17 protein-coding genes are annotated in these 18,102 nt (G+C 74.7%); 7 read left to right on the top strand and 10 right to left on the bottom strand.

Features of this window, described 5'->3' with window-relative positions:
- Positions 1 to 32 precede the first annotated feature (32 nt).
- Both AB0M92_RS04995 and AB0M92_RS04990 read left to right on the top strand, forming a co-directional pair.
- Entirely contained in the window at positions 33 to 410 is a 378-nt protein-coding gene (locus tag AB0M92_RS04995; protein WP_099891255.1) for a hypothetical protein, read from the top strand.
- A 7-nt stretch (positions 411 to 417) separates the two neighbouring features.
- Positions 418 to 687 (top strand): DUF4031 domain-containing protein, encoded by a 270-nt coding sequence (locus AB0M92_RS04990; protein ID WP_366100685.1) that lies wholly within the window; start codon positions 418 to 420, stop codon positions 685 to 687.
- Positions 688 to 703: 16 nt separating this feature from the next.
- Here AB0M92_RS04990 and AB0M92_RS04985 read toward each other — a convergent pair whose 3' ends face one another.
- Both AB0M92_RS04985 and AB0M92_RS04980 read right to left on the bottom strand, forming a co-directional pair.
- Positions 704 to 1,930 carry a Cmx/CmrA family chloramphenicol efflux MFS transporter gene (locus AB0M92_RS04985; RefSeq protein WP_366100811.1) on the bottom strand — a complete coding sequence of 409 codons (1,227 nt, stop codon included), beginning with the start codon at positions 1,928 to 1,930 and terminating at the stop codon, positions 704 to 706.
- Between the two features lie 68 nt (positions 1,931 to 1,998).
- Complete coding sequence (locus tag AB0M92_RS04980) at positions 1,999 to 2,721, bottom strand: hypothetical protein (RefSeq protein WP_366100684.1); 723 nt, start codon at positions 2,719 to 2,721, stop codon at positions 1,999 to 2,001.
- Between the two features lie 117 nt (positions 2,722 to 2,838).
- On the opposite strand from AB0M92_RS04980, the gene AB0M92_RS04975 reads away from it, so the two are divergent.
- Entirely contained in the window at positions 2,839 to 3,543 is a 705-nt protein-coding gene (locus AB0M92_RS04975) for a copper homeostasis protein CutC (protein ID WP_366100683.1), read from the top strand.
- A gap of 52 nt (positions 3,544 to 3,595) precedes the next feature.
- Here the strand turns inward: AB0M92_RS04975 and AB0M92_RS04970 are convergent, their stop codons facing one another.
- Positions 3,596 to 5,578: an AAA family ATPase gene (locus tag AB0M92_RS04970; RefSeq protein WP_366100810.1), complete on the bottom strand. Its 1,983-nt coding sequence runs from the start codon at positions 5,576 to 5,578 to the stop codon at positions 3,596 to 3,598.
- A 438-nt stretch (positions 5,579 to 6,016) separates the two neighbouring features.
- Between AB0M92_RS04970 and AB0M92_RS04965 the strand changes: the two genes are divergently transcribed.
- Complete coding sequence (locus AB0M92_RS04965) at positions 6,017 to 6,202, top strand: hypothetical protein (protein WP_366100682.1); 186 nt, start codon at positions 6,017 to 6,019, stop codon at positions 6,200 to 6,202.
- A gap of 68 nt (positions 6,203 to 6,270) precedes the next feature.
- The gene (locus AB0M92_RS04960; protein WP_366100681.1) at positions 6,271 to 7,248 is read left to right on the top strand and encodes a glycosyltransferase family 87 protein; all 978 of its coding nucleotides are present in this window, start codon (positions 6,271 to 6,273) and stop codon (positions 7,246 to 7,248) included.
- Here AB0M92_RS04960 and AB0M92_RS04955 read toward each other — a convergent pair.
- Positions 7,202 to 8,857 carry a DNA repair helicase XPB gene (locus tag AB0M92_RS04955; protein WP_366100680.1) on the bottom strand — a complete coding sequence of 552 codons (1,656 nt, stop codon included), beginning with the start codon at positions 8,855 to 8,857 and terminating at the stop codon, positions 7,202 to 7,204. The two genes, AB0M92_RS04960 and AB0M92_RS04955, sit on opposite strands and share 47 nt — an antisense overlap.
- A gap of 162 nt (positions 8,858 to 9,019) precedes the next feature.
- On the opposite strand from AB0M92_RS04955, the gene AB0M92_RS04950 reads away from it, so the two are divergent.
- The gene (locus AB0M92_RS04950; protein WP_366100679.1) at positions 9,020 to 9,196 is read left to right on the top strand and encodes a hypothetical protein; all 177 of its coding nucleotides are present in this window, start codon (positions 9,020 to 9,022) and stop codon (positions 9,194 to 9,196) included.
- 59 nt (positions 9,197 to 9,255) lie between these two features.
- On the opposite strand, the gene AB0M92_RS04945 is transcribed toward AB0M92_RS04950, so the two are convergent.
- From AB0M92_RS04945 to AB0M92_RS04935, 3 genes are all read right to left on the bottom strand, one after another.
- The gene (locus AB0M92_RS04945) at positions 9,256 to 10,527 is read right to left on the bottom strand and encodes an LPXTG cell wall anchor domain-containing protein (RefSeq protein WP_366100678.1); all 1,272 of its coding nucleotides are present in this window, start codon (positions 10,525 to 10,527) and stop codon (positions 9,256 to 9,258) included.
- Between the two features lie 309 nt (positions 10,528 to 10,836).
- Positions 10,837 to 11,430 carry a DUF4291 domain-containing protein gene (locus AB0M92_RS04940; RefSeq protein ID WP_366100677.1) on the bottom strand — a complete coding sequence of 198 codons (594 nt, stop codon included), beginning with the start codon at positions 11,428 to 11,430 and terminating at the stop codon, positions 10,837 to 10,839.
- Positions 11,431 to 11,490: 60 nt separating this feature from the next.
- Positions 11,491 to 13,962: a helicase C-terminal domain-containing protein gene (locus tag AB0M92_RS04935; RefSeq protein WP_366100676.1), complete on the bottom strand. Its 2,472-nt coding sequence runs from the start codon at positions 13,960 to 13,962 to the stop codon at positions 11,491 to 11,493.
- A 107-nt stretch (positions 13,963 to 14,069) separates the two neighbouring features.
- On the opposite strand from AB0M92_RS04935, the gene AB0M92_RS04930 reads away from it, so the two are divergent.
- On the top strand, positions 14,070 to 15,068 hold the full coding sequence (locus AB0M92_RS04930) for a hypothetical protein (RefSeq protein ID WP_366100675.1): 999 nt from the start codon (positions 14,070 to 14,072) through the stop codon (positions 15,066 to 15,068).
- A 63-nt stretch (positions 15,069 to 15,131) separates the two neighbouring features.
- On the opposite strand, the gene AB0M92_RS04925 is transcribed toward AB0M92_RS04930, so the two are convergent.
- The 3 genes from AB0M92_RS04925 to AB0M92_RS04915 are packed head-to-tail and all read right to left on the bottom strand — an operon-like array spanning position 15,132 to position 18,042.
- Positions 15,132 to 15,932: an ABC transporter ATP-binding protein gene (locus AB0M92_RS04925; protein ID WP_366100674.1), complete on the bottom strand. Its 801-nt coding sequence runs from the start codon at positions 15,930 to 15,932 to the stop codon at positions 15,132 to 15,134.
- Positions 15,929 to 16,996: an iron ABC transporter permease gene (locus tag AB0M92_RS04920; protein ID WP_366100673.1), complete on the bottom strand. Its 1,068-nt coding sequence runs from the start codon at positions 16,994 to 16,996 to the stop codon at positions 15,929 to 15,931. Before AB0M92_RS04920 ends, AB0M92_RS04925 begins: the two co-directional genes overlap by 4 nt.
- Positions 16,993 to 18,042 (bottom strand): iron ABC transporter permease, encoded by a 1,050-nt coding sequence (locus AB0M92_RS04915; protein WP_366100672.1) that lies wholly within the window; start codon positions 18,040 to 18,042, stop codon positions 16,993 to 16,995. Before AB0M92_RS04915 ends, AB0M92_RS04920 begins: the two co-directional genes overlap by 4 nt.
- Positions 18,043 to 18,102: the final 60 nt, after the last annotated feature.

Genomic DNA, 18,102 nt, shown 5'->3' with positions numbered 1-18,102 from the left:
CCACTTGGGCCGTACGGGTTCACAATGGGCGCATGGACCACGCGACCCCCCTGGAACAGGCGCTGCACGTCGCGCGCGCCCTCGTCCTCGCCGATCTCGCCGCGGGCGAGGTCGCCGACGCCGATGTCGTCTCCCTCGTCGAGGACTCGGTCACGCACCGCCGGTGGTGGGTGGAGCAGTGGCCCGAGGGGGTCGACTACCTCGCCGGACTCGTCGCGCAGGACGTGCAGGACGCGCTGCTGGAGAAGTACGGGCGCTGGCCGCTGTGCCCGGTCTGCTCGCACGGCGATCCGCACGCGCTGGACGTGGAGCCGGAGTTGGGACCCGATCCGCACTGGGTCTGCGCCAAGGCCGGCGTGAAGGTCGCCGCGGTCGGCGGCCTCGCCCCCGTGTTCGGCGCCGGCCGGTGAGCCGCCGGTGACGCTCTACATCGACCCGCCGACCTGGCCGGGCCACGGCCGCATGTGGTCGCACCTGGTCAGCGACGTCTCGTACGAGGAACTGCACGCCTTCGCGACGTCGATCGGCTGCCCGGCGAAGGCGTTCGAGCGGGACCACTACGACGTGCCCTCGCACCGCTACGCGGACGCGGTCGGCGCGGGCGCGGTGGAGGTCGGCAGCAAGGAACTGGTCCGCCGCCTGACGGCCGCGGGCCTGCGCCGTCCGAAGGGCCGCCCGGCCGCGTAACCGGGGAGGGCCCTGGTCAGCGGGCGGCCGCGTCCGCGGTGGCCGGGGCGGCCGGCTGCGCGGTGGAGGACGCGATCACCCGGGTCGGGGGCTGCGGGGTGCGGGTGTGCAGGCGCAGGGCGATCGCCCCCAGGGCGATGGCCGTCACCGTCATCGCGGCGCCCGCCCAGGCGGTGGCGGCGAAGCCGCGGCCGGCGTCGATGACCGCGCCGCCGAGCCAGGGTCCGCCCGTGTTGCCCAGGTTGAAAGCGGCCGTCGTGGTGGCTCCGGCCAGGGTCGGGGCCGCGCCCGCCACGTTGAACATGCGGGCGTTGAGCGCCGGCGCCGTGGCGAACGCCGAGAGGCCGATCAGGAACGACAGGCCGATGGCCGCCACCGCCGAGGAGGCGAACAGGGCCAGCGCGAGGAGGAAGACCGTGGACGCGGTGATCCCCCACAGCATCACGCCGAACAGGTGCGCGTCCGCGATCCGCCCGCCGATCGTCGTGCCGACGAGCGCGCCGACGCCGAACAGCGCGAGCACCCAGGGCACCCGGCCGGCATCCAGTCCGGCGACCTGTGTCAGCAGCGGCGACAGGTAGCTGAAGGCGCAGAAGACGCCGCCCGCGGCCAGCGCCGTGACGCCGATCGACAGCCACACCTGGCGGTCGCGGTAGATGCGCAGCTCGCGCGCGAGGGTGGGGCGTACGGCGGGCCGCGGGATGTCCGGGATCAGCGCCAGGATGCCGACGAGGGCGACCGCCGAGGCCGCGCCGACCGACCAGAAGGCGGACCGCCAGCCCAGGTGCTCCCCGAGGAAGGCGCCGGCGGGGACGCCGAGGACGTTGGCGATGGAGAGGCCGCCGATCATGACGGCCATGGCGCGGGCCCGCTGGTCCTTGTCCACCATGGCGATGGCGACGGCCGCGCCGACCGCCCAGAAGCCGGCGCAGGCGAGCGCGGAAACGACGCGGGAGGCGAAGAGGAGCTCGTACGAGGGGGCCAGCGCGCCCGCCACCTGCCCGAGGCCGAAGAGGCTGATGAGGGCGATGAGGGTGGTGCGGCGCGGGAGGCGCAGGGTGGCGACCGCCAGCAGCGGCGCCCCGACGACCATGCCGATCGCGAAGGCGGATATGAGCAGGCCGGCCTGCGGGATGGTGACGTGCATGTCCTGCGCGATGGGCGGCAGCAGCCCCGAAAGCATGAACTCGCTCGTCCCGAGCGCGAAGACGGACAGGCCGAGGACGTAGACGGCGACGGGCATGCGGACGCGGCCTGCGGCCGGAGGGGTGGCGGAGGGCATGCTCTGCACAAACCACCGCGAACCGGATCTCATTCCCGGGCGGCGGGATCGGTGGCCGGATCGGTGGCCGGGCCGGTGCCCGGGCCGGTGGCCGGTTCGGCGAGCTCGGCGAGTTCGGCGGCCAGGTTGCGGCGGGCCGGGGCCTCCCAGTGCGCGGCGCCGTAGGGGGTGCGGAAGAGGCGGGGCAGGCCGAGCAGCTGGCGCAGTACGGCGGCGCGGCCGGTGCGGAAGGCGTCCTCGGGGACGAAGCCGTACTCGGCGCGGACGGCGCCGACGTAGGCCGCGTACGCGTCGGGGGCGCCCGCGAGCACCGCCAGGTCGGCGTCGCAGAGCGCCTCGCCGTTGGTGTCGCCGGGGGCGGGGTCGTGGGTGACGGTGAGCCGGACCAGGCGGGCGACCTCGGCGGTGCGGGCCGCGTCGATGCCGAGCTCGGGCAGGGCGCGCTCGGCGAGGGCGGCGCTGCGCTCCTCGTTCTCGGAGCGGTCGGGGCGGTAGACGGCGTCGTGGAACCAGGCGGCGAGCTCGACGGCGGCGGGGTCGGCGGCGTGCGCGGCCAGTACGTCGATCCGCGCCAGTACGTCGGCCAGGTGCGCGGTGGTGTGGTACCGGCGCTGGGGCTCCGCCCAGGCGGCGAGGAGGCGGTCGGCGTACGGGCCGGGGTCGCGGTCGCCGGCGGCGCCGGCCGCGGCGGTGGTCGCGCGCCAGCGGGCGCGGAGCGGGGCGGTGTCCATGCGGTCAGCCATACGGTCCATGCGCACATTGTGCGGGTGGCGTGATTGTGCTGGTGGAGGGTGGGCGGAGGCCCGTATTCTGGATATTGGACTAGACCTATTTTCCATACCAGCAGCTTTCCGGAGGAGTGGGGCCCAATGAGCAACCGTGCAGTCCTGGAGGTGATCGCCCTCGACGCGGAGGACGCGGTCGCGGCCCAGGAGGGTGGGGCGGACCGCCTCGAACTGGTCACCGACATGGCCGCCGACGGGCTCACCCCGCCGCGCGAGACCTTCGCGGCGATCAGGGCGGCGGTCGACATCCCGCTGCGCGTGATGCTCCGCACGGCCGACGGGTTCGCGGCGGGCTCGGCGGCGGACGTGGAACGGCTGGCCGCGCGGGCGCGGGCGCTGCGGGCGGAGGGGGCGGACGAGTTCGTCCTCGGGTTCCTGGACGCGCACGGCAGCCCGGACCTGGCCGCGATCGAGGCGGTCGTGGCCGAGCTGGGCGGCTGCGAGTGGACCTTCCACCGGGCCATCGACCGGGCCGCGGACCGGGACCAGCTGCGCAAGGCGCTCGCGGAGCTGCCGGAGTACGCGGCGCCGGACACGTACCTGACGGCGGGGTCGGCGGCCGGCGTCGACGACGGGCTGCCGGTGCTGCTCGCCGAGGCGGCGCGCCGCGGCGAGCCGGGCTACACGGCGCAGATCCTCGTGGGCGGCGGGCTGGCGCTGTCGCACCTGCCGGTGCTGCTCGCGGCGGGGATCGACGCGTTCCACATCGGCGGCGCGGCCCGCCCCGACGGCTGGTCGGCCCCCGTCTCGGCCCGGGCGGTGGCCGCCTGGCGAACCGCCCTGTCCTGACGGTCGGCCGGAGGACGGTCCCGTCCTCCGGCCCGATCCGCGGGCACGGGCCTCAGACCAGCTCCGCCGGCAGCGGGGCCGCGTGGAGCAGGGTCAGGCCCGATACCGCCCGGGTGAGGCAGACGTACAGCCGGCGCAGCCCGGTCCGCTCGTCCGGCTCGCCCGACACGATCGCCGCCGGCTCGTCCAGGACCACGTAGTCGTACTCCAGGCCCTTGGCCAGCGAGGCCGGAACGAGGGTCAGGCGCGAGGCCGCCGTCGTCTCCTCACCCGGCGCCAGGCACGCCATCCCCGCCTCCTCCAGCGCCTGCGCCAGCTCCGGGATCCGGGCGTCCGCCGCGATCAGGCCGATCGATCCCTCGTGGCCCAGCGAGGCGCGGCACGCCTCGATCACCGAGGCGGTCAGGCCGGCGGGGTCCACCGCCGGCGCCACGACCAGCGACCCCGGCGTCTCACGCACCGAGGAGACCGCCGCCAGTCCCGGCGAGATCGACGGCAGCAGCCGCGAGGCGTACGCGATCACCTCGCGCGGTACGCGGTAGCCCGCCGTCAGCTCCTCCAGCACCGCCTCCGCCTTGCCCAGGTGGGAGAGGGCCTCGTCCCAGCTGCGCGTGGCCCACGGGGTCGTGCCCTGCGCGAGGTCGCCGAGCACCGTCGCCGAGCCGGTCGTACAGCGCCGCCCCACCGCCCGGTACTGCATCGGCGACAGGTCCTGCGCCTCGTCGAGGACGACGTGGCCCAGCGAGTGCGTACGCTCCACCAGGTCGGCCGCCTCGTCGATCAGGACCAGGTCCGCCGCCGACCACTTCGCCGACTTCACGCTGCGGAAGGGCTTCGCCCACAGCAGCAGCTCCTGCTCCTCGTCCGAGAGCACACCGGCCGCGTGCTCCGCCAGGAACTCCGCGTCCGACAGCAGGCGCAGCACCAGCTTCGCCGGCTCCACGGCCGGCCACATCGCCTTGACCGCCGCCTTCACGGCGGGGCCGCGGGCCACCGAGTCCTGGACGCGGTCGTCCGGGGCCTCGCCCGCCTGCTCCATCCGTACGAGCACGGTGTGCGCGATCCGCTGCGGCAGCGCGTCGCGGGCGGCGCCGTAGCGGATGTCGCGGTCCTGGAGCTCCGCCACGATCTCCGCCAGCTCGTACACGGGCACCCGCCACCGGCGCGAGCCGCGCACCACCATCAGCGGCTCGGCGGGCGGGGTGACGTGCGAGCGGACCGCGCGGCGCAGCACCTGCGCCATGCGGGCGTCGCCCTTGACGACGGCGGTGGCGGCGGCGTCGGCGCCGCGGATCTCCAGGCCGTCGCGGGCGACGAGGTCCTCGACGGTGGCCTGCTTGACCTCCAGCTCGCCCAGGGCGGGCAGGACCTGCTCGATGTAGTGCAGGAAGGAGCGGTTCGGCCCGATGACGAGGGTGCCGGTGCGGGCGAGCCGGTCGCGGTGGGCGTACAGCAGGTACGCGACGCGGTGCAGGCCGACGGCCGTCTTCCCGGTGCCGGGGCCGCCCTGCACGCAGACGGAACCGGACAGGCCGGAGCGGACGATCTCGTCCTGTTCGGGCTGGATCGTCGCGACGATGTCGCGCATGGGGCCGACGCGCGGGCGCTCGATCTCCTGCTGGAGCAGCTTGCTGACGGCGGCCGCCTCGGAGGGGTCGGAGAGGTGCTCGTCCTCGTACGCGGTGAGCTCGCCGCCGGTGTAGCCGAAGCGCCGGCGCAGCGCGATGTCCTGCGGGTCGTTCTTGGAAGCCCGGTAGAAGGGCTGGGAGACGGGCGCGCGCCAGTCGATGACCATGGGGTCGCCGTCGGCGTCGTGGACGTGGCGGCGGCCGATGTAGAACTGCTCGCCCTCCGCGCCCTCGGCGAGCTCGGCGCCGGGTGCGTGCAGGTAGTTGAGGCGGCCGAAGAAGAGCGGGGTGTGCGCGAGGTCTGCGAGGGCCTTGATCCGGTCGTCGATCTGGGCCTGGAGGACGATCGCGTTGACCCAGTTCGCGGTGACGTCGCGGATGTCGAGGGCCTCGACGTCCTCGCGCATGGCGCGGAGCGCGGCGCGGGAGGCGGTGAGGTGGGCCTGCTCGCGGGCGAGGGGGTGGGCGGCGCCGGAGTCGTTGTCGTTGTCGCTGTCGTCGTCGATGCCGGTCTCGGGGGCGTGCGCGGACACGGAAGTGCCTCCAGCTGCTGATCGGTACGGAACGGAGCCCGCCGGTTTCCGGCCGGTGGGCGGCTCTCCCCGAAACGGCGGCGGGAGGCGGCAAGAGCGGAGATTGTAGTCAGTGCGCGGACGCGGCGCGAACGGATTCTCCGGCGGGAAGTCCCCCCGGAGGGGTGGGCCCGTCCGGGTGTCGTACCGGGGGTGTCAGACCTCGGACAGAGCCACTAGGGGGCGGCATGGGCCGGGAGGAGTAGGCGGGAGGGCCTGGGGTTCCACCCGCAGACCGATGTGACATCCGCGCAGAGAACGCACCATGGATACATGAGCACCGCAACCTTCACCCCGATCCGGGGCGGCCGCCCTAGCGGCGCCACCGCCACCTCCGACTCCCGCCCCCGCCACCTGGTGGGCAACGCCCTGCGCGCCGCGAAGGTCTTCGCCTCCGCCGCCGTGAGCGTGGTCGTCCTGGGCGAGTACGGCGAGGACGTCGGCGTCATACGCCGCTGACCGCGGCCCCTGCTCCGCCTGGCCGGATAGCGGCGGGGCGGCCGTGGTGATCCACTAGGGTCACGCGCGTGACCCGGAGTCTCCCTTCCAGCCCGCCGACGTCGCCCCTGGCCGGCGTACTGGTCACGGGCCCGCTCCTCGTGCTCGGCGTGCTCTGCATCGTGGTGCGGATCCCGATCGCCGACGGCCTCGCCGCCGGCTTCAGCGCCGCCGAGTGGCGCCCTCCCGCCGCGTACCCGCCGTTCGCGGCGATCCTGTTCACCCCGGCCGCCTGGCTGCCCTCCGGGGTGCTGAAGGCCGTCTTCGTCCTCGGCAACGCGGTCCTGCTCGCGCTGCTGATCCGGATGTCCTGCCGCCTCGCGGGGCTGCGGGCCCGGCCCGGTCCCGTCCTGGCCGCCACCATCGCCGGGCTGTGGGTGGAGCCGCTGTTCCAGAGCCTGCTCGCCGGGCAGATCAACCTGGCGCTGGCCTGCCTGGTCCTGTGGGACCTGCGCCGTCCCCGCGCGGCCCTCGGCAAGGGCTTCGCGCTGGGCACCGCCGCCGGGATCTCCCTGACCCCGGCGCTGCTGATCCCGTACCTGCTGCTGACCGGCCGCGTCAGGGCCGCGCTGACGGCGCTGGGCGCCTTCGCCGGTACCGCCCTGCTCGGCCTGCTGGCCCTTCCGCAGGCCTCCGCCGAGTTCTGGGCCCGGCACCTGCCCGCCCCGGTCCGGGCCCTGCTGCCGGACTGGCCGCACCTGTGGGTCTGGGCGGTTCCGCTGCTCGCCCTCCTGGCCGGGGCGGTGGCCCGCCGCCTTGGCCGGAGGCCCCCGCCGGACCTGGTCCCCGTCCCCATCCCCGTCCGGAGGCCGCCCCTCGGGCAGCAGGACGTCCGCGTCGCCGAGGATGCCCGGTCAGGCCACGGCGGGTGGCCGGTCGGTCAGCCGGTCGGTCAGCCGGGCGGTCAGCCGGTCGGTCAGCCGGGCGGTCAGCCGGGCGGTCAGCCGGTCAGATCGCCCGTCAGTCCGCCGGTCCGTCGGTCGTCAGGAGTTCGTCGGCGTCCATGATGCGGTAGGCGTAGCCCTGTTCGGCCAGGAAGCGCTGGCGGTGGGCCGCGAAGTCCTGGTCGATCGTGTCGCGCGCGACGACCGAGTAGAACCGCGCCTCGTGGCCGTCCGCCTTCGGGCGCAGGACGCGGCCGAGGCGCTGGGCCTCCTCCTGGCGGGAGCCGAACGTACCGGACACCTGGATCGCCACCGTGGCCTCCGGCAGGTCGATGGAGAAGTTCGCGACCTTCGACACCACCAGCACGCTGATCTCGCCCTCGCGGAACGCTCCGAAGAGCTTCTCGCGCTGCGCGTTGGACGTCTCGCCCTTGATCACGGGCGCGTCCAGGTGTTCGCCGAGTTCGTCGAGCTGGTCGATGTACTGCCCGATGACCAGCGTCTGCTCGCCCTTGTGCTTGGCGACGAGCGCCTCCGTGACCTTCCGCTTCGTCGCCGTCGTCGCGCAGAAGCGGTACTTCTCCTCCGTCTCGGCGGTCGCGTACGCCAGCCGCTCGCTCTCGGTCAGGTTCACCCGGACCTCGACGCAGTCCGCCGGCGCGATGTAGCCCTGAGCCTCGATCTCCTTCCACGGCGCGTCGAACCGCTTCGGGCCGATCAGCGAGAACACGTCCGACTCGCGGCCGTCCTCGCGCACCAGCGTCGCGGTCAGGCCGAGCCGGCGCCGCGCCTGGAGGTCGGCGGTGAACTTGAACACCGGCGCCGGCAGCAGGTGCACCTCGTCGTAGAGGATCAGGCCCCAGTCCCGGGAGTCGAACAGCTCCAGGTGCGGGTAGACGCCCTTCCGCTTCGTCGTCAGGACCTGGTACGTGGCGATGGTGACCGGCCGGATCTCCTTGCGGGTGCCGGAGTACTCGCCGATCTCCTCCTCCGTCAGCGAGGTCCGCTTGACCAGCTCGTGCTTCCACTGGCGGGCCGAGACGGTGTTCGTCACCAGGATCAGGGTCGTCGCCTTGGCCTTCGCCATGGCCCCGGCCCCGACCAGCGTCTTTCCGGCGCCGCAGGGCAGGACGACCACGCCCGAGCCGCCGTGCCAGAAGCCCTCGACGGCCTGCTGCTGGTACGGGCGCAGCGCCCAGCCGTCCTCTTCCAGCTCGATCGCGTGCGCCTCGCCGTCGACGTACCCGGCGAGGTCCTCGGCCGGCCAGCCCAGCTTCAGCAGGGTCTGCTTGATCTGCCCGCGCTCGGAGGGGTGCACGGCGACGGTGTCGGGGTCGAGCCGGGCCCCGACGAGCGGGGCGATCTTCTTCGAACGCAGGATCTCCTCCAGCACGGGCCGGTCGGTGCTGGTCAGGACCAGCCCGTGCACGGGGTGCTTGGAGAGGGTGAGGCGGCCGTAGCGCGCCATGGTCTCGGCCACGTCGACGAGCAGCGCGTGCGGGACGGGGTAGCGGGAGAACTCGACGAGCGCGTCGACGACCTGCTCGGCGTCGTGCCCGGCGGCCCGTGCGTTCCACAGGCCGAGCGGGGTGATCCGGTACGTGTGGATGTGCTCGGGGGCCCGTTCGAGCTCGGCGAAGGGGGCGATGGCCCGCCGCGCGGCCCCCGCGAGCTCGTGGTCGACTTCGAGAAGCAGTGTCTTGTCGCTCTGGACGATGAGAGGCCCGTTCACAAACGTCCCTTTCCTGCGTGGGGTGGCCGCCCGAACGCGGACGGCCAAACCTCCAGTCTGCCGCATCCCGGGCCGTATGGGAGGCCCGCGCGCTACCGCACGACCCGGTGCGGAGGGGGCGGTCGGCGTCTACCGGCACATCAGGTGCCCGCTGGAGTCCGAGTGAGCGCGGAGGGACGCCTCGGCGGGGATTCCCGCGCCGTCAGGGGCTGCGGGGTGCGCCAGGTGCTGGTGCAGGACCGGGAGCCGGCGTGGAAGGCCGGCAATCTGGAGGCCGTGGCCGTACAGGACGCGGCCCTGCGCCGTCACGCGCACGCGCGGGCGTCTCGGTCGAGTTGAACGGGGAACGGCGGAGGGGCCCGGCACGTGTGTGCCGGGCCCCTCCGGGGTGTGGGTGATCAGACGCGGGTCGCGCGGCGGCGGCGGGCGCCGAACCAGGCCGCGGCGCCGCCGAGGCCGACGAGGACGGCGGCCAGGCCGGAGTACAGGCCGGTGTTGGAGTCGGCGCCGGTGTTGGCCAGCGAGCCCGTGGCGCCGGTGGCCTTGGTGTTGTTGGTGGTGGTGGCGGCGGCCGTGGTGGTGGAGGCCGACGGGGACGGGCCGGCGGACGGCTGCGTGGTGGCGGACTTGCTCGGGGTCGGCGACGGGGCCGGGGCGGTGGTGGCCGGGGCGAGCTGGAACTTCGTCTCGGCGCCGGAGAACGCGAAGGTGTTGCCCTCGGGGAGGGTGACCTCCGCGTTCAGGGTGACGTCGGTGGCCTTCTTGAAGTCCGTGTTCGGGCCGAACGAGGTCCGCAGGTGCAAGGCGCGCTCCCCGGAGGCGGCGCTGAAGCCCGCCGGGATCGTCGGCAGCATGAAGTTGTACGGGTCGGCGGTGCTGACGCCCTGCCACTTGCCGTCGACCAGCATCTCCAGCTGGAGGTTGGGCACCTTGGCGTTGGCGGCGAAGTTGACGCCCAGCGAGGTGTACAGCGCCGTCTTGAACTCGCCGTCGCCGGTGAGGCGGTAGGTCAGGTCCATCTCGCGGCACTGGAGCGCGGGGACGCCCTTGCAGTCGCCGACGTTCTTGAACGCGGTCTCCAGCTTGCCCGTCTTGACCGACGGGTCCGTCTTGAAGGTCAGGGAGGCGGTGTTGCCCTCCGCCACCTCGCCGGAGTAGCTCGTGGCCGTCAGCTTGAAGTCGCCGTTGGTGCTCGGGTAGCTCTTGCCGAGGCCGATCGTGACCTTCCAGGTCATCTTGGCGCCCGCCGGGATCTCGAATCCCTCGCCGCCCGGCTTGCCCGCCGGGTGGAACATGCCCTGCCACTCGCCGTCCTGCTGCCCGATGGAGGACTCGGTCGCCGGCGCGCTCACGCCCTCGACCTTGAAGACGACGTCGCTCTGCGTGAGCGGGCTCGCGCCGGCGTCCTGCAGGAGCAGCCACGGGTGGAAGGAGCTGGGCTTGTCCGTGGTGTTGGTGGCGGTCAGCTCGAAGGTCTCCGTCGCGCCGCCGCGGGTCAGCGGGCCGCTCGGCGCCGGGGCGCCCATCGTCATCTTCAGCGCGCCGTGGTTGTCGTCGGCCGGTGCGGCGTACGCCGACAGCGGCATCAGGACGGTACCGGCGACGGTGGCGACGACGGCGGTGGCGGCCGCGGTGCGGAAGGAACGGCGGGTGGCGGTGCGAGCGGACATGGTGGACTCCCCCCAAGGAATCACGAAGGCAGGCGAGCAGCGCAGAGCGGTGGCGGCCGGCGGAACAGACGGAAGAGGACGTGCGAGGTGCCGCGGCGGAGCGCCGGTGGCGGGTGGTGCGGGGTTCTCGCTCCGGCGCCGGTTCGACTTCCTCGGCCGCTTGCTGCGATGAACTGATCTTCACACATCGCGGATCACCAATCCATCGCCCGTCTGTCACTGCTCTGCAACAGGGGCCGGAGGGCCGTTCCACCCCTTCTGAGCTGCGAAAACGATGCCCCGCATTCCGCTTTCCGCGCCGCGGGCAGACTATGCGCCCAGGTGGCCCAACGGCCCTGCCTCGTACGGGGTCTCCGCGGGCAGCAGCGCCCGCGCCGCGGCCTCCTCGCCCGCCCGGACCAGCCCGTGGATCTCCCGGGCCAGCGCCGTCACGTCGCGGATGGAGACCGTCCACTCGTCGGCGTACGCGCGCGAGGTCGCACCGGACAGGCCCAGTTGGAGGGAGCGGTGGGGCAGCGGGTTCAGGTGCAGGTCGCGCTCCGGGTCCCACTGCACCCGGGCGCTGGTCCCGAGCAGGGCGCTCCGCCAGGACTCCCGGTCGGCGTGCGTGCGGGGCTCGTAGTGGGACAGGCAGGCGCGGCGCAGCGCGTGGTCGAAGCCCTCGCGGGTGATCTCGACGGCCAGTACCGTCTCCTGGCCCTCCTTGGTGGCCCAGCCGCAGCGGTACATCATCCACAGGAACGACGGCTTGATCCACGTCATGCGCTCCCGCTTCCAGGCGGGCGGGAAGCGGCCGTCGCGGGCCGCGGGCAGGCCGAGCGCGGGCGAGTACGCCTGGTAGACGGTCACCGTGGTGTCGGTGTGGGCGGCCCTGATCTGCCGGTTGACTCGTACTTCTTGCATGTGGCAAGGGTGCTCGGCGCGGACCCCGGGCCGCCAGCCGTTTTACGGGTGCTCCTGCGCCTACAGGTGCTCCTCCGCCAGCTCGGCGACCCCCGTGATCCGGTGCAGCGCGTACGTCCGCACCTCGTCCGCCGTGTGGTCGTACCCGGTGACGAAGCCGCCCTCCACCCGGACCGGGGCGATGACCCGCTGGCTCGCCGCGCCGTCCGCGTTCACGTACCCGATCCACACCGCCGACCCGGTCAGGGCGGCCGCCTGCACCGTGGCCAGGGTCTCCGCCGCGCTCGTACGCGGGAGTTCGCCCGCCACCACGGGCGCCGTCGCCGGCTCCTTGCGGACCGCAGTCGCCGCCACGTCGCCCGCCCGGATCGCCCGCACGGCCGCTCCCAGCAGCGTCGTGTCCGGTACCGGCGGGCCGTCCGGCACCGGTACCGGCGCCGAACGCGCCGGCGTCCGGCGGGCGTCGGCCCGCGCCACGACCACGTCCCCGGTCTGCGATTCCGCCGCCGGCGCGTACCCCATCGCCCGCAACCCGTCGAGCAGCGCCCCCGGTTCGGCCTGCGCCGCCAGCACCGTCGGGGCGAGCCGCCGCAGGTTCAGCCCGGCGGAGCGCCGGTCGGCCAGGATCTCGTTCAGCATGCCGTCGTCGTCGCAGCGCACGTACGAGGAGGCCGCGCCGACCCGCAGGTGCCCGTGCCGCCGCGCCATGTCGTCGATCAGGTAGGCCAGCGGCTGCGGAACCGGCGTGATGCTGTGCTCGGCGAGGAAGGCGTGCAGATCGGAGGCGGTCCGCCCGGAGTCCAGCGCCCGCCGTACGGAACCGGGCGTGAAGCGGTACACCGTCGCCCCGCCCTTGGACTCCACGTCCGCGAGGACGGCCAGCACCTCGCCGACGCCCCGGCGCAGCGGCCCCGGGGCCACCGCCGTCAGGTCGGCCTGCAGCAGTACGTGGTCCACCGGCTCGGGGAACAGCGGAGCGAGCTGCGGCGCCGGATCGCGGTGCTCCAGCAGGGCCCGGCCGTGCGCCGCGAGCGCGCCGCGGCCGGTCACGCCGAGCACCTCGGCCTCGGTCAGCGTCCACCGCGCGAGGCGGCCGCGCAGCGCGCTCGTCCCCCGTACGGGCCGCTCCCAGTCCAGCCGCGCGAGCAGGGCCCCGGGGGCGGCGGAGGCGCCCTCGGGCAGGGCGGCGAGGAGTTCGAGCACGCGCCGGCGCACCTCGGGGGCGGCGGAGCGGTCGAGGTCGGGGCCCAGCGTGGACAGGGTGCGGCCCTTGGCGTCCTGATCGCCGGCCAGGCCGGAGGTCCGGGTGGCCGCCAGCCAGGCCTCGGCGAGGGCCGACCACCTTTCGGCGGGCGGGAGTTCCAGCCAGTCGTCGAAGGCGGGGGTGGGCGCGTACCGCTCGTCCGCCTCCCCGTCGCTGGCCAGCAGTCCGGCCGCGTAGGCGAGTTCGATCCAGAACGCGGCCGTCGGCTCGGTGGCGTCGAGCGTGGCCGCCGTCCGCTTCAGGTCCCGTACGGACAGCCCGCCGGCCCGCAGCACCGGCGGCCCGGCGTGCTCCCAGGACTTCACCAGTTCCTCGACGGTGGCCAGCGCGGCCAGCGCCTGCCCCGCCGCGTTCGCGTCCACAAGCTGTGGACGGTGTTCGCGGTCGGCGGGCACCGCCGGGGCCACGGGCTCCGTCTCCCGGTGCGCGAGTCCGCCGCGCAGGTGCAGTGCCACCTCGCGGGGCAGTACGACGGTCCGCGCCGAAGCCGGCAGCAGCAGCCCGCGGTCGCGCAGCCAGCGCACGGGCGGGGTCGGGTTCGGCGTGACCTCCCCGTACGGCGGCCCCCACACCAGCCGGCCCAGCACCTGATGGGCTTCGGCCGGGGCCTCGTCCAGCAGCGCCGACATCCGCTCGGGGTCGGTGAACAGGCCGGTCAGCGCCGTCACCGCGGACACGGGGTCGTGCGTCGCGGGCAGCCCGGCCGCCGCCACGATCTCCTGGATCCGCGTCGGCGACATCCCGGCCGTGGCCTCGGCGACGGTCGGCCCGAGGCCGGTCGGGGAGGGTCGCCCTGCGGAGGGCGCCAGCAGCTCGCGGGCGGTGCGGACCAGCCGCAGCCGCTGGTCGTCGCCCCACACCAGTGCCTGGTCGCGCAGGGTGGTCAGGGCCCGCGGGAGTACGGCGCGGGCGCCGTTGTCCTCACGGGAGCCGGATCCGCTGCCGTGCTCGCCGGCCAGCAGCGATTCCAGCACCGGGTACGGGCACGGGTCCGGGGCCACCGCGAGGGCCTCCGCAGTCTGGAGCGCGAACCGGTCGAGCCGGTCCAGCGCGCGGACCACCGAGGCCCGGGTCCCGGCCCGGGTCGCCAGCTGCGTCATGTCACCCGGCACCGGGCCGAGCAGGTCCGGGCGCGCGTGCAGCAGGGCGGCGAGCGACGCGTCGTCGCGGGCGCGCAGCGCCTCGGCGAGGGAGCGCGGGGCGCTGCTCGCTGTGGCGTTTCCCGCAGCACTGCTGGGCTCGGGCAGCTCAGGCACGGTCGCCTCCATGGTCGCGTCGGCCGGTCCCCATCCGGCCAACGGTATCCGCTGAGCCCTCGGCAGCTCCACGGGCGCACGCGCTACCTTTCCGGTGGGTGGTACGGGAGGAGCCGGGCATGGGGATCGAGAGCGACCATCTGGTCTACGAATATCTGAGCCGGGTCGGGGACTTGGCCCAGCGGCGGCAGCTGTCCTCCGGGGACCGGATGCGGCTGGTGGCGGGATTGCGGGACGAGATCGACCGGCGGCGCGCCAAGTACGAGCCGGAGACCCCGGCGGCCGTACGGCGCATCCTGGAGCGGATCGGCACGCCCGAGGAGGTCCTCGACGGCATGGGCGCGTCGCCCGCTCCGCAGACGCGGGCGGCCACCCCCGATCCGGCCCCGGCGGTGCCGACCCAGCGGGGACCCGGCCGGCTGCTCCGCAAGTCCGTGCCGGAGCCGCGCCCGGCGGACACCGCGCCCGCGCCGCCGCACCTGGCGGGGCTGGACGAACTCGGCGCCGACGGCGGGGCGGAGCCCGACTGGTGGCGGGTCGCCCCGGGCCCGTACGGGGCCGGGCCGCAGGTGGAGGGCTTCGCGGGCGGCATCGAGATCCCGGAGCTGTTCAAGCACCCGGAGCAGGAGCGCAAGCCGGATCCCGCGGCGGGGCCGGCCGCCGCCGAGGACGGATCGGCCGTGCGGGGCCTCGTACGGTTCCTCAAACAGCGCCGGCAGGCGAAGGCGGAGGCCAAGGCGGCGGCCGCACCCGATGCGGGGGCGGCGCCCGGCGCCGCCGCGCGCCCCAGACCGCACGCCTTCCTGCTGCTGGCCGCGGCCGTGCTCGTGGCGGGCGCCGTCACCGGCTCCTGGCTGCTGCTGATCGGCGGCTGGCTGCTCGCGTACGCCTCGCGGGTGTTGGGGCCGGCCGAGCGCAAGGCGGTCGTGTTCGGGCTGCCGGGCGCCGTCTTCGCGGGCGCGGTGGTGTGGCTGTGGGGCCGCCTGGAGGGCCGCTGGGGCGCGCCGTTGACGGACGACGGGCTGGGCGGGGTCTTCCAGGGCATGTGGCCCTGGCTGGCCCGCGGCGCGGCCGTGGCCTCGGCCCTCTACCTGGCCTGGCGCTCCCGCCGCCGCTGAGGCCCGCGGTCGCCGAGGCCCGTGTGGGCCCGGTGCCCGCCCGTGCTCAGGCCCCGCCCGCGCTCAGGCCCCGCCCGGCGGGCTCCACGGGGACGACGGGATGATCAGGGGGGAGCCCGTGACCGGGTCCGGGACGACGATCGCGTCGAGGCCGAACACCTCGTGCACCAGCTCGGCGGTGACCACCGCGGACGGCGGGCCCTGCGCGACGACGCGGCCCGCCTTCATCGCGACCAGGTGGTCCGCGTAGCGCGCCGCCTGGTTCAGGTCGTGCAGCACCGCGACGACCGTCCGCCCGCGCTCGTGGTTGAGCTGCCGGACCAGGTCCAGCACCTCCACCTGGTGCGCGATGTCCAGGAACGTCGTCGGCTCGTCCAGGAGCAGCAGCTCCGTCTCCTGGGCCAGGGCCATGGCGATCCAGACCCGCTGGCGCTGCCCGCCCGACAGCGCGTCGACCGGCCGGTCCGCCAGATCGGCCACCGACGTACGGGCCATCGCGCCGGCCACCGCCCGCTCGTCCGCCTCCGACCACTGCTGCCACCACCGCTGGTGCGGCTGGCGCCCGCGCGCCACCAGGTCGGCGACCGTGATCGCCTCCGGGGCCGTCGGGGACTGCGGGAGCAGGCCGATCGTCTGCGCGATCCGCCGCGTGGGCAGCGAGGACAGGGCCGCGCCGTCCAGCAGGACCGCGCCCGCCCGCGGCCGCAACAGCCGCCCGAGCGCGCGCAGCGTCGTCGACTTGCCGCACGCGTTCGGGCCGACGATCACCGTGACCTTCCCGTCCGGCACCGACAGGTCCAGGTCATCGACGACCACGCGGTCCTCGTACGCGAGCGTCAGCCCGCTCGCCGCCAGACGGCTCACGACTCTCCTCCACTGCGCAGGCCGGTACGGCTGCGGACGATCAGCCAGATCAGGTACGGGGCTCCCACGGCGGCCGTCAGCACGCCCACCGGGAGCTCGGTCGGGGACAGCAGCCTTCGTGCCAGCAGATCGCCGAGTACGACGATCACCGCGCCCGTCAGCGCCGAGCACAGCAGCGGGATCTGCGCCGTCCGCGTCATGCGCCGGGCGATCTGCGGGGCCAGCAGCGCCACGAAGTCCACCGGGCCCGCCGCGCCCGTGGCCACCGAGGCCAGGACCACGCCGAGCGCGATCAGGCCGAGGCGGACCCGGCCCAGCCGGACGCCCAGCGCGGTCGCGGTGTCGTCGTCCAGGGAGACCGTGCGCTGCGCCCGTGCCGCCCACAGGACGCCGGGCAGCAGGGCCGTCAGCACCCACGCGAGCGGTCCGGCGACGTCCCAGCCGCGCCCGTTCAGGGAGCCGGTCATCCAGATCTGGGCCTGCTGGGCCACCAGGTAGTCGCCCTTGGTCATCAGCAGGGTGGTGACGGACCGCAGCGCGATCGCGAAGCCGATGCCGATGAGCACGAACCGCGCCGCGTGCAGGCCGCCGCGCCAGGCGAAGACGTACACGAGCGCCGCCGCGAGGACCCCGCCGAGCACCGAGAGGTACGGCAGGAGGGCGTACGAGGTGACGCCGAAGGTCAGGGCGGCGACGGTGACGGCGCCCGCGCCCTGGCTGATGCCGATGATGTCGGGGGAGGCCAGCGGGTTGCGGGCCACGGTCTGGATCAGCGCCCCGGCCACCCCGAAGGCCAGGCCGACCAGCAGGCCGGTCGCCATCCGGGGCAGCCGCAGCGTCCCGACGACGAACTCGTCCGGGGAGGGCCGCCCCAGCAAGACCTCGACCACCTCGCCGGGGGCCGTGAACGACTCCCCGACCGACAGGTACGCCACGCAGACGGCGGCCAGCAGCACGGCCAGCCCGGCCGCGACCGCTGCGGCGCGGCGGTGCAGCAGGAAGGACCCCCGCCCGGCGCGCAGCAGCGCGTACCCCGCGGGGACCACGGAGGCTGCGGCGCTCACGCGGTCACCGCCTTCCGCCGCACCAGCGTGACCAGGAACGGCACCCCGATCAGCGCCGTCATCACCCCGGCCGGCACCTCGCCCGGCGGCACCACGACCCGCCCGATCACATCGGCGACCAGCAGCATCACCGGCCCGATCAGCGCGGCCATCGGCAGCACCCAGCGGTGGTCTCCGCCGACCACGGCCCGTGCGATGTGCGGCACCGCGAGCCCGATGAAGGCGATCGGCCCGGCCGCCGCGACGCCGGCGCCGGTCAGCACGGTGGCTCCGAGACCGCCGAGGACCCGTACGAGTGCGACGTTCTGCCCGAGCCCCGTCGCCACGTCCTCGCCGAGCGCGAGCGCGTCCAGGCCGCGTGCCACGAACACCACCAAGACCGCCCCGAACAGCAGGAACGGCCAGATCCGGCGGACCACCTCGAAGTCCCGGCCGGCCACGGAGCCGACCTGCCAGAACCGGAACTCGTCCAGCGTCGACGCCTTCGTCGTCAGCACGGCCATCGTCACCGACACCAGCAGCGCGTTGATGGCGGCTCCGCCCAGCGCCAGCTTCACCGGGGTCGCGCCCCCGCGCCCGCCGGCGGCGACCGCGTACACCGCGACCGCGGCGACCGCCGCCCCGGCGAAGGCGAACCACACGTACCCGGTCAGCGTGTGCACCCCGGCGAAGGAGATGGCGCAGACGACGGCGACCCCGGCTCCCTGGCTGATGCCCAGGATGCCGGGGTCGGCTATCGGATTGCGGGTGATGCCCTGGAGCGCGGTACCCGCGAGGGCGAGGGCCGCGCCGACCATCAGGGCCGTCAGGGTGCGCGGGACGCGCAGCGTGCGGACCACCTCGGCGTCGGGTCCGCCCGCGTCCCGCAGGATCGCGTCGAACACGTCGCCGGGAGGTATGGAGCGGGCGCCGACGGCGAGGCTCAGGAGCACGGCGCACACCAGCGCGGCGCACCCGGCCGCGGTCCACGCGATGCGACGGGCCGTCAGAGCACGCGTGACGGGGGTCGCGCGCGGGACGGAGGCCACGGGGACGGGCGCTGACATGTCACCAAATTTCACTGTCCGGTAAGGCGAGGCTAAGTCTACGTTCCCGCCCGTCCGCCC

The sequence above is a fragment of the Streptomyces sp. NPDC051582 genome, assembly GCF_040681715.1.
Taxonomy (GTDB): domain Bacteria; phylum Actinomycetota; class Actinomycetes; order Streptomycetales; family Streptomycetaceae; genus Streptomyces.
The sequence above is the reverse complement of the archived record's forward strand: the minus strand, read 5'-3'. Positions and strand labels throughout refer to the sequence as shown.